The organism is Cryobacterium sp. W22_MBD10_FK3 (assembly GCF_052113745.1).
GTDB lineage: Bacteria > Actinomycetota > Actinomycetes > Actinomycetales > Microbacteriaceae > Cryobacterium.
Genome location: NZ_JBGQOH010000004.1, coordinates 114,426 through 127,232, shown reverse-complemented (window position 1 = coordinate 127,232; position 12,807 = coordinate 114,426). Strand labels below are relative to the sequence as shown.

The 12,807-nt window shown below is 62.9% G+C and carries 23 protein-coding genes; all 23 read left to right on the top strand.

Annotated features, from left to right (window positions below; translation table 11 throughout):
* The first annotated feature begins 291 nt into the window (after nucleotides 1-291).
* Nucleotides 292-600, top strand: coding sequence for a 30S ribosomal protein S10 (rpsJ, locus tag ACEN2M_RS06535; protein WP_035834607.1), 309 nt, complete (start codon nucleotides 292-294; stop codon nucleotides 598-600).
* Nucleotides 601-608: 8 nt separating this feature from the next.
* Nucleotides 609-1,268, top strand: coding sequence for a 50S ribosomal protein L3 (gene rplC, locus ACEN2M_RS06530; RefSeq protein WP_088457178.1), 660 nt, complete (start codon nucleotides 609-611; stop codon nucleotides 1,266-1,268).
* Between the two features lie 5 nt (nucleotides 1,269-1,273).
* Nucleotides 1,274-1,924 (top strand): 50S ribosomal protein L4, encoded by a 651-nt coding sequence (gene rplD / locus ACEN2M_RS06525; RefSeq protein ID WP_441647301.1) that lies wholly within the window; start codon nucleotides 1,274-1,276, stop codon nucleotides 1,922-1,924.
* Nucleotides 1,924-2,226 (top strand): 50S ribosomal protein L23, encoded by a 303-nt coding sequence (gene rplW, locus ACEN2M_RS06520; protein ID WP_088457176.1) that lies wholly within the window; start codon nucleotides 1,924-1,926, stop codon nucleotides 2,224-2,226. Before rplD ends, rplW begins: the two co-directional genes overlap by 1 nt.
* A 25-nt stretch (nucleotides 2,227-2,251) precedes the next feature.
* The gene (rplB, locus tag ACEN2M_RS06515; RefSeq protein ID WP_110128309.1) at nucleotides 2,252-3,091 is read left to right on the top strand and encodes a 50S ribosomal protein L2; all 840 of its coding nucleotides are present in this window, start codon (nucleotides 2,252-2,254) and stop codon (nucleotides 3,089-3,091) included.
* Between the two features lie 9 nt (nucleotides 3,092-3,100).
* A complete protein-coding gene (gene rpsS, locus ACEN2M_RS06510; protein WP_066597628.1) occupies nucleotides 3,101-3,382 on the top strand; it encodes a 30S ribosomal protein S19 in 282 nt (93 codons plus the stop codon).
* Nucleotides 3,383-3,405: 23 nt separating this feature from the next.
* Nucleotides 3,406-3,771: a 50S ribosomal protein L22 gene (gene rplV / locus ACEN2M_RS06505; protein WP_066597626.1), complete on the top strand. Its 366-nt coding sequence runs from the start codon at nucleotides 3,406-3,408 to the stop codon at nucleotides 3,769-3,771.
* Nucleotides 3,771-4,535: a 30S ribosomal protein S3 gene (gene rpsC / locus ACEN2M_RS06500; RefSeq protein WP_066597624.1), complete on the top strand. Its 765-nt coding sequence runs from the start codon at nucleotides 3,771-3,773 to the stop codon at nucleotides 4,533-4,535. The genes rplV and rpsC overlap by 1 nt, the downstream gene beginning before the upstream one ends.
* A complete protein-coding gene (rplP, locus tag ACEN2M_RS06495) occupies nucleotides 4,535-4,954 on the top strand; it encodes a 50S ribosomal protein L16 (RefSeq protein WP_066597622.1) in 420 nt (139 codons plus the stop codon). Before rpsC ends, rplP begins: the two co-directional genes overlap by 1 nt.
* Nucleotides 4,954-5,292: a 50S ribosomal protein L29 gene (gene rpmC / locus ACEN2M_RS06490; RefSeq protein ID WP_066597620.1), complete on the top strand. Its 339-nt coding sequence runs from the start codon at nucleotides 4,954-4,956 to the stop codon at nucleotides 5,290-5,292. The genes rplP and rpmC overlap by 1 nt, the downstream gene beginning before the upstream one ends.
* A 2-nt stretch (nucleotides 5,293-5,294) precedes the next feature.
* Nucleotides 5,295-5,588 carry a 30S ribosomal protein S17 gene (rpsQ, locus tag ACEN2M_RS06485; RefSeq protein ID WP_134455236.1) on the top strand — a complete coding sequence of 98 codons (294 nt, stop codon included), beginning with the start codon at nucleotides 5,295-5,297 and terminating at the stop codon, nucleotides 5,586-5,588.
* Nucleotides 5,589-5,622: 34 nt separating this feature from the next.
* The gene (rplN, locus tag ACEN2M_RS06480; protein ID WP_066597616.1) at nucleotides 5,623-5,991 is read left to right on the top strand and encodes a 50S ribosomal protein L14; all 369 of its coding nucleotides are present in this window, start codon (nucleotides 5,623-5,625) and stop codon (nucleotides 5,989-5,991) included.
* 3 nt (nucleotides 5,992-5,994) lie between these two features.
* Nucleotides 5,995-6,354 (top strand): 50S ribosomal protein L24, encoded by a 360-nt coding sequence (gene rplX, locus ACEN2M_RS06475; protein WP_441647300.1) that lies wholly within the window; start codon nucleotides 5,995-5,997, stop codon nucleotides 6,352-6,354.
* Nucleotides 6,354-6,944, top strand: a complete 591-nt coding sequence (gene rplE / locus ACEN2M_RS06470; RefSeq protein ID WP_441647299.1) for a 50S ribosomal protein L5 — start codon at nucleotides 6,354-6,356, stop codon at nucleotides 6,942-6,944. Before rplX ends, rplE begins: the two co-directional genes overlap by 1 nt.
* A 106-nt stretch (nucleotides 6,945-7,050) precedes the next feature.
* Nucleotides 7,051-7,449: a 30S ribosomal protein S8 gene (gene rpsH, locus ACEN2M_RS06465; RefSeq protein WP_066597609.1), complete on the top strand. Its 399-nt coding sequence runs from the start codon at nucleotides 7,051-7,053 to the stop codon at nucleotides 7,447-7,449.
* Nucleotides 7,450-7,455: 6 nt separating this feature from the next.
* The gene (gene rplF / locus ACEN2M_RS06460; protein WP_134640282.1) at nucleotides 7,456-7,992 is read left to right on the top strand and encodes a 50S ribosomal protein L6; all 537 of its coding nucleotides are present in this window, start codon (nucleotides 7,456-7,458) and stop codon (nucleotides 7,990-7,992) included.
* Nucleotides 7,993-7,994: 2 nt separating this feature from the next.
* Nucleotides 7,995-8,366, top strand: coding sequence for a 50S ribosomal protein L18 (gene rplR / locus ACEN2M_RS06455; protein WP_088457171.1), 372 nt, complete (start codon nucleotides 7,995-7,997; stop codon nucleotides 8,364-8,366).
* Nucleotides 8,363-9,076, top strand: a complete 714-nt coding sequence (gene rpsE / locus ACEN2M_RS06450; RefSeq protein WP_084021204.1) for a 30S ribosomal protein S5 — start codon at nucleotides 8,363-8,365, stop codon at nucleotides 9,074-9,076. Before rplR ends, rpsE begins: the two co-directional genes overlap by 4 nt.
* Nucleotides 9,076-9,258 (top strand): 50S ribosomal protein L30, encoded by a 183-nt coding sequence (gene rpmD / locus ACEN2M_RS06445; RefSeq protein ID WP_066597599.1) that lies wholly within the window; start codon nucleotides 9,076-9,078, stop codon nucleotides 9,256-9,258. Before rpsE ends, rpmD begins: the two co-directional genes overlap by 1 nt.
* The gene (rplO, locus tag ACEN2M_RS06440; protein ID WP_441647298.1) at nucleotides 9,258-9,860 is read left to right on the top strand and encodes a 50S ribosomal protein L15; all 603 of its coding nucleotides are present in this window, start codon (nucleotides 9,258-9,260) and stop codon (nucleotides 9,858-9,860) included. Before rpmD ends, rplO begins: the two co-directional genes overlap by 1 nt.
* 101 nt (nucleotides 9,861-9,961) lie before the next feature.
* A complete protein-coding gene (gene secY / locus ACEN2M_RS06435; protein ID WP_130176628.1) occupies nucleotides 9,962-11,284 on the top strand; it encodes a preprotein translocase subunit SecY in 1,323 nt (440 codons plus the stop codon).
* Nucleotides 11,281-11,895: an adenylate kinase gene (locus ACEN2M_RS06430; protein WP_441647297.1), complete on the top strand. Its 615-nt coding sequence runs from the start codon at nucleotides 11,281-11,283 to the stop codon at nucleotides 11,893-11,895. The genes secY and ACEN2M_RS06430 overlap by 4 nt, the downstream gene beginning before the upstream one ends.
* 68 nt (nucleotides 11,896-11,963) lie before the next feature.
* Entirely contained in the window at nucleotides 11,964-12,800 is an 837-nt protein-coding gene (map, locus tag ACEN2M_RS06425) for a type I methionyl aminopeptidase (RefSeq protein WP_441647296.1), read from the top strand.
* Nucleotides 12,801-12,807 lie beyond the last annotated feature (7 nt).

The following is a 12,807-nucleotide window of genomic DNA, read 5'->3' as shown; positions in this document are numbered from 1 at the left end:
GATCGCGCTGCTCGCGAGACCGGAATCACTACCAGGCAGTGCATAGCTCGCCCCTTGAGGGTCGGAGCTAGGCCGCGGGTAGCAGAACGAAGCTTAAATCAACTTCTTGGATGCGTGGGTAAAACCATGTCACCCGTCAGGCCCCGGCCTGGGGGAGTTGGCTCGAGAAGGTCGGATCCCCGGCCGGATCGAAATTGACAGATGAACAGTGGTGCGATAGCAGCAGTGCTACTACGGCGTCCAATGCAGCCCTCGGGATGTAAGAAGCCTTGACAAGAAAGAGAGTTCGACATGGCGGGACAGAAGATCCGCATTCGACTTAAGTCGTATGACCACGAGGTCATCGACATCTCGGCGCGCAAGATCGTCGACACCGTGACCCGTGCGGGCGCGACCGTCGTCGGCCCCGTGCCGCTTCCGACCGAGAAGAACGTGGTGTGTGTCATCCGTTCCCCTCACAAGTACAAGGACAGCCGGGAGCACTTTGAAATGCGCACCCACAAGCGTCTGATCGACATCATTGACCCGACGCCGAAGGCCGTCGACTCGCTTATGCGTCTCGACCTCCCGGCCGACGTCAACATCGAGATCAAGCTCTAGGGCCCGCGATGTCGTACGCAGATACCAAGACCACCAAGGGCCTCCTCGGCAAGAAGCTCGGCATGACGCAGGTGTGGGACGAGAACAACAAGCTCGTTCCCGTTACCGTCATCGAGATCTCGCCGAACGTTGTGACCCAGATCCGCACGAAGGACATCGACGGCTACGCCGGCGTCCAGATTGCCTCTGGCGCCATCGACCCCCGCAAGGTGAACAAGCCGTCCGCAGGACACTTCGAGAAGGCCGGCGTCACGCCGCGCCGCCACGTTACCGAGCTCCGCACCGCGGATGCCGCTGACTACACCCTGGGCCAGGAACTCACCGTTGACGGTGTCTTCGTTGCCGGCACCAAGGTCGACGTCATGGGCACCTCCAAGGGCAAGGGTTTCGCCGGTGTTATGAAGCGTCACAACTTCAAGGGTGTTTCCGCTTCGCACGGTTCGCACCGCAACCACCGCAAGCCCGGTTCCATCGGTGCCTCCTCGACCCCCAGCCGTGTCTTCAAGGGCATGCGCATGGCCGGTCGTATGGGTGGCGAGCGCGTGACCGTGCTGAACCTCAAGGTTCACGCGATCGACGCCGACAAGGGCCTCATCCTGGTCAAGGGTGCCGTTCCCGGCGCCAAGGGCCGCCTCGTATTCGTCCGCACCGCAGTGAAGGGAGCGTAGTTCTTATGGCTACCGCACTCGACCTCATCGACGCCAACGGCAAGAAGGCCGGCTCCGTTGAGCTGCCCGCCGAAATCTTCGACGTCCAGACCAACATCCCGCTGATCCACCAGGTCGTTGTCGCGCAGCTCGCTGCCGCACGTCAGGGTACTCACAAGGTGAAGAGCCGCGGAGAAGTTTCCGGTGCCGGCCGCAAGCCGTTCAAGCAGAAGGGAACCGGTCGCGCTCGTCAGGGCTCGATCCGCGCCCCTCAGATGACCGGTGGTGGCATCGTCCACGGACCCACCCCGCGCAGCTACGACCAGCGCACCCCGAAGAAGATGATTGCCGCCGCGCTCAAGGGTTCACTCTCTGACCGCGCCCGTGGCGACCGTCTTCACGTGGTCACCGCACTGTTCTCGAACGAGACGCCCAGCACCAAGGGCGCCATCACGCTGCTCACCCAGATCGCCAGCAGCAAGCACGTGCTGGTTGTTCTCGAGCGCAGCGACGAGATGACCCTCCGCAGCATCCGCAACCTCCCGACGGTGCACGTGCTGTCCTGGGACCAGCTGAATGCCTATGACGTTCTCGTCTCTGACGACATCGTCTTCACCAAGGGCGCGTTTGACGCGTTCGTGGCGCACAAGACCAAGAAGGAAGAGGTGTCCGCATAATGGCTACCCCGATTCAAAAGGACCCCCGCGACGTCATCATCGCTCCGGTCGTCTCTGAAAAGAGCTACGGCCTGATCGACGAGGGCAAGTACACCTTCATCGTGGACCCGCGCTCGAACAAGACCGAAATCAAGCTGGCGATCGAGAAGATCTTCAAGGTTGAGGTTGCGTCGATCAACACCATGAACCGCATCGGCAAGACTCGCCGTACCAAGTTCGGCATGGGTAAGCGCAAGGACACCAAGCGTGCCATCGTCACGCTCAAGTCCGGTTCCATCGACATCTTCACGGCCGTCGGCTAAGCGGCCAGGACTAGAGGAATAAGAAATGGCTATTCGTAAGTACAAGCCCACGACCCCCGGTCGTCGCGGTTCTTCTGTTGCGGACTTCGCAGAGATCACCCGTTCGACGCCCGAGAAGTCGCTGCTTCGTCCGCTGTCCAAGACCGGTGGTCGTAACAACCAGGGTCGCATCACGACGCGTCACATCGGTGGTGGCCACAAGCGCCAGTACCGCGTGATCGACTTCCGTCGTAACGACAAAGACGGTGTCAACGCCAAGGTCGCTCACATCGAGTACGACCCCAACCGCACGGCGCGCATCGCGCTGCTGCACTTCCTGGACGGCTCCAAGCGCTACATCATTGCGCCGAACAAGCTGAACCAGGGCGACATCGTCGAGTCGGGTGCCGGTGCTGACATCAAGCCCGGCAACAACCTGCCCCTGAAGAACATCCCCACCGGTACCATCATTCACGCCATCGAGATCCGTCCGGGTGGTGGCGCCAAGCTGGCCCGCTCCGCCGGAGTGTCGGTTCGCCTGGTCGCGAAGGATGGCATCTACGCCCAGCTGCGCCTGCCGTCCGGAGAAATCCGTAACGTCGACGCCCGCTGCCGCGCCACGATCGGCGAGGTCGGCAACGCCGAGCAGTCGAACATCAACTGGGGCAAGGCCGGCCGGATGCGCTGGAAAGGCGTTCGCCCGACCGTTCGTGGTGTTGCCATGAACCCGGTCGACCACCCGCACGGTGGTGGTGAGGGTAAGACGTCCGGTGGACGTCACCCCGTCAGCCCCTGGGGCCAGAAGGAAGGGCGCACCCGCCACCCGAACAAGGAAAGCGACAAGCTCATTGTTCGTCGCCGTACCGTCGGCAAGAAGCGTAAGTAGGAGTAGACGATGCCAAGAAGTCTTAAGAAGGGCCCCTTCGTTGACGACCACCTGCTTCGCAAGGTTGTCAAGGCGAATGAAGCCTCAAGCAAGAACGTAATCAAGACCTGGTCGCGCCGTTCGATGATCATCCCCGACATGCTCGGGCACACCATCGCGGTTCACGACGGTCGCAAGCACATCCCGGTGTTCGTCACCGAGAGCATGGTTGGGCACAAACTCGGCGAGTTTGCTCCCACCCGCACCTTCCGTGGTCACGTGAAGGATGACAAGAAGGGTCGTCGCCGCTAACGCGGTGACGTGAAGGAGGAGAAATGGTGGAGTCGATCGCACGCGTGCGTCACATCCGCGTTACCGCCCAGAAGGCCCGTCGCGTTGTCAACCTGATTCGTGGCAAGCAGGCGCATGAAGCGCTGGGAATTCTCAAGTTCGCGCCGCAGGGCGCGTCCGACCCCGTGTACAAGCTGGTCGAATCGGCCATCGCGAACGCACGGGTCAAGGCCGATGCTGCGAACGAGTTCCTGGACGAACAGGATCTGTTCATCTCCCAGGCATTCGTCGACGAGGGCACGACGCTCAAGCGTTTCCAGGCCCGCGCACAGGGTCGCGCATTCCAGATCAAGAAGCGTACGAGCCACATCACTGTTGTGCTCGCCACTCCTGAGGAGGGTACGAAGTAATGGGTCAGAAAGTAAACCCGTATGGCTTCCGTCTGGGAATCACGACCGACCACGTGTCGCGTTGGTTCTCTGACAGCACGAAGCCGGGCCAGCGTTACAGCGACTTCGTCGCTGAAGACGTCAAGATCCGCCGCCTGTTGAGCACCAGCCTCGACCGCGCCGGCGTTTCCCGCATCGAGATCGAGCGCACCCGCGATCGTGTCCGTGTCGACATTCACACCGCCCGTCCGGGCATCGTGATCGGTCGTCGCGGCGCGGAAGCAGAGCGCATCCGGTCCGACCTTGAAAAGCTCACCGCCAAGCAGATCCAGCTGAACATCCTCGAGGTCAAGAACCCCGAGCAGGATGCACAGCTCGTCGCGCAGGGCATCGCAGAGCAGCTCTCCGCTCGTGTGGCTTTCCGCCGCGCGATGCGTAAGGGCCTGCAGGGCGCCCAGCGCGCCGGCGCCAAGGGTGTTCGCATCCAGGTGTCCGGTCGTCTCGGTGGCGCTGAGATGAGCCGTTCGGAGTTCTACCGCGAAGGCCGTGTGCCGCTGCACACCCTGCGCGCGAACATCGACTACGGCTTCTACGAAGCCAAGACCACCTTCGGCCGCATCGGCGTGAAGGTCTGGATCTACAAGGGCGACATCACCAATAAGGAACTCGCTCGCGAGCAGGCCAACGCTAAGTCGTCCCGCCCCGAGCGTCGTGACGACCGTCCCCGCCGTGCGCCTCGCGCAGAGGGCGCGGCTCCGGTTGCAGCAGGAGTTGAGGCTAAATAATGTTGATTCCCCGCAGAGTTAAGCACCGCAAGCAGCACCACCCGGGCCGTACCGGCCACGCAACCGGTGGTACTACTGTTTCGTTCGGCGAGTACGGCATTCAGGCCCTCACCCCCGCGTACGTGACCAACCGTCAGATCGAGTCCGCTCGTATCGCCATGACGCGTCACATCAAGCGTGGCGGCAAGGTCTGGATCAACATCTACCCGGACCGCCCGCTCACCAAGAAGCCTGCCGAAACCCGCATGGGTTCCGGTAAGGGTTCGGTCGAGTGGTGGGTCGCGAACGTCAAGCCGGGCCGCGTGCTCTTCGAGCTTTCCGGTGTCTCTGACACCGTTGCTCGCGAAGCGCTCACCCGCGCAATTCACAAGCTGCCCCTCAAGGCACGCATCATCAAGCGCGAGGAGGGCGACGCATAATGGCGATCGGATCCAAGGAGCTCGCCTCAGTCGAGCTCGACACTTTTGAAAACGAACGACTGTTCGACGAGCTGAAGAAGGCCAAGGAAGAGCTGTTCAACCTGCGCTTCCAGTCGGCCACCGGCCAGCTCGAAAGCCACGGCCGCCTTCGCGCGGTCAAGCGGGACATTGCACGCATCTACACGGTTCTCCGTGAGCGCGAGCTGGGCATTCGTGCCACTCCCGTCGCAGTCGAGGCCCCGGCCAAGGCTGAGAAGAAGACGACCAAGAAGGCCAAGGCCAAGGACGCATCCACGGATGCTCCCGAGGCTGACGCCGTCGAGACGAAGGAGGCCTAATCATGGCGAAGACTGATGAAACGGTCGTCCCCGCCGAGGCTCTCGTGCGCGGCTACCGCAAGACGATGCGTGGTTACGTGACCAGCGACAAGATGGATAAGACCATCGTTGTCGAGGTCGAAGACCGCGTGAAGCACCCCCTGTACGGCAAGGTCATCCGCCGTACGTCCAAGCTGAAGGTTCACGACGAGGCGAACTCCGCCGGAGTCGGCGACCTGGTCCTGATCAGCGAAACCCGTCCGCTGAGCGCCACCAAGCGCTTCCGCCTGGTCGAGATTCTCGAGAAGGCCAAGTAAGCGCTCGCGCTTACTTGATAGAAGGAGTTAGAAAGTGCTTCAGCAAGAATCACGACTCAAAGTTGCCGACAACACCGGTGCCAAGGTCCTGTTGACGATCCGTGTTCTCGGTGGCTCCGGCCGTCGTTACGCCGGACTGGGTGACGTTATCGTCGCCACCGTCAAGGACGCCATCCCGGGCGGCAACGTCAAGAAGGGTGACGTCGTCAAAGCCGTCATCGTTCGCGTCAAAAAGCAGACCCGTCGTCCAGACGGCTCGTACATCAAGTTCGATGAGAACGCCGCAGTGATCTTGAAGGCTGACGGAGACCCCCGTGGTACCCGTATCTTCGGACCGGTCGGTCGCGAACTCCGCGACAAGAAGTTCATGAAGATCATTTCGTTGGCACCGGAGGTTATCTAAATCATGGCCAGAATCAAGAAGGGTGACCTCGTAGAGGTCATCACCGGCCGCACCCAGGCTCGCGGCGGAGACCGTGGCAAGCAGGGGCGCGTGCTCGAGGTACAGGTTGAGAAGAACCGCGTACTCGTCGAGGGCATCAACTTCGTCAAGAAGCATGTCCGCGTCGGCCAGACCCAGCGCGGCTCCAAGACCGGCGGCATCGAGACTGTGGAAGCATCGATTCACGCTTCCAACGTCGCACTCGTCGACCCGGAGTCCAAGAAGCCGACCAAGGTCGGTTTCCGCCTCGAAGAGGTAACGAAGGACGGCGTCACCAAGACGGTCCGCGTTCGTTACGCCAAGAAGTCAGGTAAGGACCTCTAATGACTGACACCACCACCGAGGCCGCCAAGCCCGTCGTGCTGCCGCGTCTCAAGCAGAAGTATCGCGAAGAGATCTCCCTGCAGCTCGCCAAGGACCTGGGCTTCACCAACGTCCACCAGGTACCCAACCTGACGAAGATCATCGTCAACATGGGTGTCGGCGAGGCAGCACGCGACGGCAAGATCATGGATGGCGCCGTCGCCGACCTCACCAAGATCACCGGCCAGAAGCCGCAGGTCACCAAGGCACGCAAGTCCATCGCGCAGTTCAAACTGCGTGAAGGACAGCCCATTGGCACGCACGTCACACTTCGTGGCGACCGCATGTGGGAGTTCCTCGACCGGCTGCTCAGCCTCGCCCTGCCCCGTATCCGCGACTTCCGCGGCCTCTCGGACAAGCAGTTCGACGGCGCCGGCAACTACACGTTCGGTCTCACGGAGCAGGTTATGTTCCACGAGATCGACCAGGACCGGATCGACCGTATTCGCGGTATGGACATCACTGTTGTGACGACCGCCAAGAACAACGACGAGGGCCGCGCGCTGCTTAAGGCGCTTGGCTTCCCGTTCAAGACGGCCGAGAACTCCTAAACTAGCTTTACCCTCGGGGGCCGGACAGCCGTTCGGCCCCCTCCACCACCACAGGTCGTCATCCGTGTAACGGGTGAACGAAACCAGGCGAGAAAGGCACCACAAAATGACAATGACAGATCCGGTCGCAGATATGCTGACCAGACTGCGCAACGCTAACTCGGCGTACCACGACACAGTGTCGATGCCGCACAGCAAGCTCAAGGCGCACATCGCAGACATCCTCAAGGCACAGGGTTACATCTCTGCCTGGGATGTCAAGGATGCAGAGGTCGGAAAGACCCTCACGCTGAACCTCAAGTTCGGCCCCAACCGCGAGCGTTCCATCGTCGGCATCAAGCGGGTTTCCAAGCCCGGCCTGCGCGTGTACGCAAAGTCGACTGAGATCCCCACGGTTCTCGGCGGCCTCGGCGTTGCCATCCTGTCCACCTCCAGCGGTCTGCTCACCGACCGCCAGGCTGAGAAGAAGGGCGTAGGCGGAGAAGTTCTCGCCTACGTGTGGTAGCCGACAATGTCACGTATTGGAAGACTTCCGATCGAGATCCCCGCGGGTGTCACGGTCGAAGCTAACGGCCAGGCCGTCAGCGTCAAGGGTCCGAAGGGCGAGCTCGCGCTCACCGTCGCCAACCCCATCGAGGTCAAGGTCACCGATGGCCAGGTTCTGGTCACCCGTCCCGACGACGAGCGCGCTTCGCGTTCGCTGCACGGACTGACCCGCACCCTGATCGCCAACCAGATCATCGGCGTCACCGTGGGTTACACCAAGGGACTCGAGATCGTCGGTACCGGTTACCGCGTCGCACAGAAGGGCACCTCAGTTGAGTTCGCCCTCGGCTTCTCGCACCCGGTCCTCATCGAGCCGCCCGTTGGTATCTCCCTGACCGTCGAGGGCGTTAACAAGCTCACGGTCAGCGGTATCGACAAGCAGGCCGTCGGCGAGGTTGCCGCAAACATCCGTAAGATTCGCAAGCCTGAGCCCTACAAGGGTAAGGGTGTGCGTTACGCCGGCGAGATTGTTCGCCGCAAGGCCGGAAAGAGTGGTAAGTAACCATGGGTCTCGGAACTAGAGGAAAAAGCAAGTCGGCTGCCCGCGGACGCAGGCACGCACGTCTTCGCAAGAAGATCGAGGGGACCGCGCTTCGTCCGCGTCTCGTCGTCACCCGCTCGGCTCGCCACGTATTCGTGCAGGTCGTTGACGACAGCAAGGGTTTCACCCTCGCGTCGGCGTCGACTCTCGAAACCGGTCTGCGCACCTTCGATGGTGACAAGACCGCCAAGGCGCACAAGGTCGGCGAGCTCGTCGCCGAGCGCGCCAAAGCCGCCGGTATTGAAGCCGTCGTATTTGACCGTGGTGGCAGCAAGTACGCAGGACGCGTCGCAGCCATCGCCGAAGGAGCCCGAAAGGGAGGGTTGGACCTGTGAGCACTGAATCCAGTAGCACCGCAGCAGCGAAGGAAGCAGACGTCGTCACCGAGGTTCCGGTGGAAACCGCAGCTTCGACTACGCCGCCGCAGAACGAGCCTCGTGAGGCTCGTCGTGGTGGCCGTGAGCGCAGCCCGAACCGTGAGCGCGGAAGCCGTGACGCCGAGAAGAGCCAGTTCCTCGAGCGCGTCGTCACGATCAACCGTGTTTCCAAGGTGGTCAAGGGTGGTCGTCGCTTCAGCTTCACCGCTCTGGTCGTCGTCGGAGACGGTAACGGCCTGGTAGGCGTTGGTTACGGTAAGGCCCGCGAGGTCCCGACCGCAATCAGCAAGGGCGTCGAGGAAGCGAAGAAGAACTTCTTCCGCGTTCCCCGCGTCGGCCTGACCATCCCGCACCCCGTTCAGGGTGAAGCCGCTGCCGGAGTCGTTCTTCTCCGTCCGGCCGCAGCAGGTACCGGCGTTATCGCCGGTGGCCCGGTGCGCGCCGTACTCGAATGCGCCGGCATCCACGACGTTCTGAGCAAGTCGCTCGGTTCGTCGAACACCATCAACATCGTGCACGCCACGGTGGAGGCCCTGCACCAGCTCGAAGAGCCTCGTGCAGTCGCGGCTCGCCGTGGCCTCTCCTACGAAGACGTGGCTCCGGCCCGTTTTCTGCGTGCCGACGCGGCTGCAGCTGCAGCCGCCGCAAGCGCGAAGGCAGGTGCCTAATGGCTCAGCTGAAGATTACGCAGATCAAGTCCAAAATTAGTGAGAAGCAGAACCAGCGCGACACGCTTCGCAGCCTGGGCCTGCGTCGCATTGGCGCCGTCACGATCCGCGAGGACAACTCGCAGAACCGTGGCTACGTCAACACCGTTGCTCACCTTGTGAAGGTCGAGGAGATTGACTAATGGCTGACGAGAAGGAAGCTACCGCCAAGGCAGCAACCAAGCCCGCCGCTAAGAAGGCCGCCGCTCCCAAGGCGACGACCACGAAGGCTGCTGCAGCCAAGGCTCCGGCCAAGACTGTTGCCGCCAAGAAGGCCGCCGCGCCGACCGTCCCCACTGAGGCCCGTCCGCAGGTTCTGAAGGTTCACCACCTTCGTCCCGCGCCCGGATCGAAGAAGGACAAGCAGCGCGTTGGCCGTGGTGAAGGATCCAAGGGTAAGACCGCGGGTCGTGGAACCAAGGGCACCAAGGCGCGCTACACAGTGCGTATCGGCTTCGAGGGTGGGCAGATGCCTCTGCACATGCGCACCCCGAAGCTGCGCGGGTTCAAGAACCCGTTCCGCGTCGAGTACCAGGTTGTAAACCTGGAGCGCCTCGCCGAGCTGTACCCGACCGGAGGCGATGTAACCATCGCTTCGCTGGTCGCCAAGGGTGCCGTTCGCGACAACGAGAAGGTCAAGGTTCTCGGCAATGGTGACATTGCGGTTAAGCTGACTGTTGCAGTCGATAAGGTCTCCCGCTCAGCTGAGCAGAAGATCGTCGCAGCAGGTGGCTCGATCAAGTAGTAAGACCGTAGACGAGATCGAGCTTGTCGAGCCTGCTCAGCGACTAATGCGCTGGTGCTGTCTTGGCAAGCTCGTTCTTTGTTACTAACTGGAGGCCTTTTTTGTTTAGCGCCATTGCGCGGATATTCCGCACGCCGGACCTTCGTAAGAAGATCGGGTTCACCCTGGGCATCGTCGCCCTGTTCCGTCTGGGCTCGTTCATCCCCGCCCCATTCGTGGACTTCGGCAACGTGCAAGCCTGTCTTGCAGCGAACCAGGGAACGAGCGGCCTCTACGAGCTCGTGAACCTGTTCAGCGGTGGCGCCCTGCTGCAGCTCTCAGTCTTCGCGCTGGGGATCATGCCGTACATCACGGCCTCCATCATCGTGCAGCTGCTGCGCGTTGTGATCCCCCACTTCGAGACCCTCTACAAAGAGGGTGCGGCGGGCCAGTCCAAGCTCACGCAGTACACCCGTTACCTCACCATCGCCCTGGGCATCCTGCAGTCGACCACGCTGATCACGGTGGCCCGCAGCGGCGCCTTGTTCGGCACCTCGGCCTCGTCCGAGTGCTCGCAGCTGCTCACCAACGACGCCTGGTACGCCATCATGCTGATGGTCATCACCATGACCGCCGGTACCGGCGTCATCATGTGGATGGGTGAGATGATCACCGAGCGCGGCATCGGCAACGGCATGTCGCTGCTGATCTTCACGTCGATCGCAGCGCAGTTCCCCAACTCCCTCATCTCCATCGCCCAGCAGCGCGGCATCGACGTGTTCCTCATCGTCCTGGTGATCGGCCTGATCGTGGTCGCCGGTGTGGTGTTCGTGGAACAGTCGCAGCGTCGCATCCCGGTGCAATACGCCAAGCGCATGGTGGGCCGTCGCACCTATGGCGGCAACAACACCTACATTCCGATCAAGGTGAACATGGCCGGCGTTGTGCCCGTCATCTTCGCGTCGTCGCTGCTGTACCTGCCGGCGCTGATCGCCCAGTTCAACCAGCCCGCCGCCGGCGAGACGCCGCAGGCCTGGGTCACCTGGGTCACCAACAACCTCACGCAGGGCAGCCACCCGCTCTATATGGCGTTCTACTTCCTGCTCATCGTGGGCTTCACCTACTTCTACGTCGCGATCACCTTCAACCCCGAAGAGGTCGCAGACAACATGAAGAAGTACGGCGGATTCATCCCCGGCATCCGTGCCGGCCGGCCCACCGCCGAGTACCTCGACTACGTGCTGACCCGGGTGACGCTGCCCGGCGCCCTGTACCTCGGTCTGATCGCACTGATCCCGCTGATCGCGTTCTCGCTGATCGGTGCCGACCAGAACTTCCCGTTCGGTGGCGCCAGCATCCTGATCATCGTGGGTGTCGGCCTGGAGACGGTCAAGCAGATCGACTCCCAGCTGCAGCAGCGTCACTACGAAGGGCTTCTGCGATGACCCGCCTCCTCGTGATCGGTCCCCCCGGGGCCGGCAAGGGCACCCAGGCCGTGCGCCTGGCCGAAGCCTTCGGCATTCCCGCCATCTCCACCGGTGACATCTTCCGCCACAACGTGAAGACCGAAACCGAGTTGGGCCTGCAGGTCAAGGCGTTCATCGAGGCCGGCCAGTACGTGCCGGACTCGCTGACCAACGCCATCGTCGCCGACCGGCTCAAGGAGCCGGATGCCGTCAACGGCTTCCTGCTCGACGGCTACCCGCGCACGACCGACCAGGTGCTCGAACTCGACCGCCTGCTCGACGCCGCCGGCACCTCGCTCGACGCCGTCGTGCAGATCGTCGCCGACACCGACGAGGTCGTGGCCCGGCTGCTCAAGCGCGCTGCGGAGCAGGGCCGCGCCGACGACACCGCCGAGGTCATCCGGCACCGGCTCGACGTCTACGAAGAGCAGACGGCGCCCCTGATCGACCTGTACGACAAGCGCGACGTCGTGGTCACCATCGACGGCCTCGGCGCCGTCGACCAGGTCACCGACCGCATTGTGGCGGCCCTGGCCGAACGTGGCCTGCACGCGGTGGGTCCCACCGACAGCGTGGCGGCATCCGTCTAATCGCTTCACCCTGGGCGCCGGCACCTGCCGGCGCCCACACGTGTTTCATGATCACTTAGTTTGCAGGTATGACCGTGGCCCTTCGCCGCTCCATCTACAAGACCCCGGCGCAGATGCGCCTGATGCTGGCCCCCGGCCTGGCGACCGCTGCGTCGCTCGTGGCGGCCCGCAACGCGATGCGGGTGGGCGCCACCACCCTCGAGCTGGATGCGGCCGCTGAGGCCGCGATTGTGGCCCACGGCGGCAAGCCCAACTTCAAGCTCGAACAGGGCTACTTCCACACCGTGTGCGCCTCGGTGAACGACGACGTGGTGCACGGCATCCCGAACGGGCGTGTGCTGGGCGCCGGTGACATCGTCTCCATCGACAGCGGCGCCATCCTCGATGGCTGGAACGGTGACGCGGCGTTCACCTTCGTGCTGCCCGACCCGTCGCGGCCCGAGCTCGTCGCCGAACGCGAGGAGCTCTCCCGGGTGACCGAGCAGTCGCTCTGGCACGGCATCGCCCGGCTGAATGTGGCCAGGCACCTCAACGAGGTGGGCGATGCGATCGAGGACTACATCGAGTCGCAGGGCACCTACGGCATCCTCACCGACTACGTGGGCCACGGCATCGGCAAGTCGATGCACGAGGCGCCACCGGTGTTCAACTACCGGGTGCGCCAGAAGGGCCCGGACGTGAAGCCCGGCCTGGTCGTGGCGATCGAGCCGATGGTGGTGCTCGGCGACATCGAGACTTACACCCGCGACGACGACTGGACCGTCGCCACCAGCGACGGCAAGGCCGCCGCGCACTGGGAACACAGCGTCGCAGTGCACAAGGACGGCATCTGGGTGCTCACCGCCGAAGACGGCGGCGCCGCGGGCCTCGCCCAGTTCGGCATCACCCCCGTGCCACCGGCCTAAGCCGCGC

Excerpts from the sequence above, each read along its gene's own strand:
- rpsQ (WP_134455236.1), top strand. The coding sequence starts at position 5,295 with ATGGCGAAGACTGATGAAACGGTCGTCCCCGCCGAGGCTCTCGTGCGC.
- rplW (WP_088457176.1), top strand. The coding sequence starts at position 1,924 with ATGGCTACCCCGATTCAAAAGGACCCCCGCGACGTCATCATCGCTCCG.
- rplP (WP_066597622.1), top strand. The coding sequence starts at position 4,535 with ATGTTGATTCCCCGCAGAGTTAAGCACCGCAAGCAGCACCACCCGGGC.
- rplR (WP_088457171.1), top strand. The coding sequence starts at position 7,995 with ATGGGTCTCGGAACTAGAGGAAAAAGCAAGTCGGCTGCCCGCGGACGC.
- ACEN2M_RS06430 (WP_441647297.1), top strand. The coding sequence starts at position 11,281 with ATGACCCGCCTCCTCGTGATCGGTCCCCCCGGGGCCGGCAAGGGCACC.
- rpmC (WP_066597620.1), top strand. The coding sequence starts at position 4,954 with ATGGCGATCGGATCCAAGGAGCTCGCCTCAGTCGAGCTCGACACTTTT.
- rpsC (WP_066597624.1), top strand. The coding sequence starts at position 3,771 with ATGGGTCAGAAAGTAAACCCGTATGGCTTCCGTCTGGGAATCACGACC.
- rplE (WP_441647299.1), top strand. The coding sequence starts at position 6,354 with ATGACTGACACCACCACCGAGGCCGCCAAGCCCGTCGTGCTGCCGCGT.
- rpsS (WP_066597628.1), top strand. The coding sequence starts at position 3,101 with ATGCCAAGAAGTCTTAAGAAGGGCCCCTTCGTTGACGACCACCTGCTT.
- rplO (WP_441647298.1), top strand. The coding sequence starts at position 9,258 with ATGGCTGACGAGAAGGAAGCTACCGCCAAGGCAGCAACCAAGCCCGCC.
- rpsJ (WP_035834607.1), top strand. The coding sequence starts at position 292 with ATGGCGGGACAGAAGATCCGCATTCGACTTAAGTCGTATGACCACGAG.
- rplV (WP_066597626.1), top strand. The coding sequence starts at position 3,406 with ATGGTGGAGTCGATCGCACGCGTGCGTCACATCCGCGTTACCGCCCAG.
- rplC (WP_088457178.1), top strand. The coding sequence starts at position 609 with ATGTCGTACGCAGATACCAAGACCACCAAGGGCCTCCTCGGCAAGAAG.
- rplB (WP_110128309.1), top strand. The coding sequence starts at position 2,252 with ATGGCTATTCGTAAGTACAAGCCCACGACCCCCGGTCGTCGCGGTTCT.
- rpsH (WP_066597609.1), top strand. The coding sequence starts at position 7,051 with ATGACAATGACAGATCCGGTCGCAGATATGCTGACCAGACTGCGCAAC.
- rplX (WP_441647300.1), top strand. The coding sequence starts at position 5,995 with ATGGCCAGAATCAAGAAGGGTGACCTCGTAGAGGTCATCACCGGCCGC.
- rpmD (WP_066597599.1), top strand. The coding sequence starts at position 9,076 with ATGGCTCAGCTGAAGATTACGCAGATCAAGTCCAAAATTAGTGAGAAG.
- rplD (WP_441647301.1), top strand. The coding sequence starts at position 1,274 with ATGGCTACCGCACTCGACCTCATCGACGCCAACGGCAAGAAGGCCGGC.
- rplF (WP_134640282.1), top strand. The coding sequence starts at position 7,456 with ATGTCACGTATTGGAAGACTTCCGATCGAGATCCCCGCGGGTGTCACG.
- map (WP_441647296.1), top strand. The coding sequence starts at position 11,964 with ATGACCGTGGCCCTTCGCCGCTCCATCTACAAGACCCCGGCGCAGATG.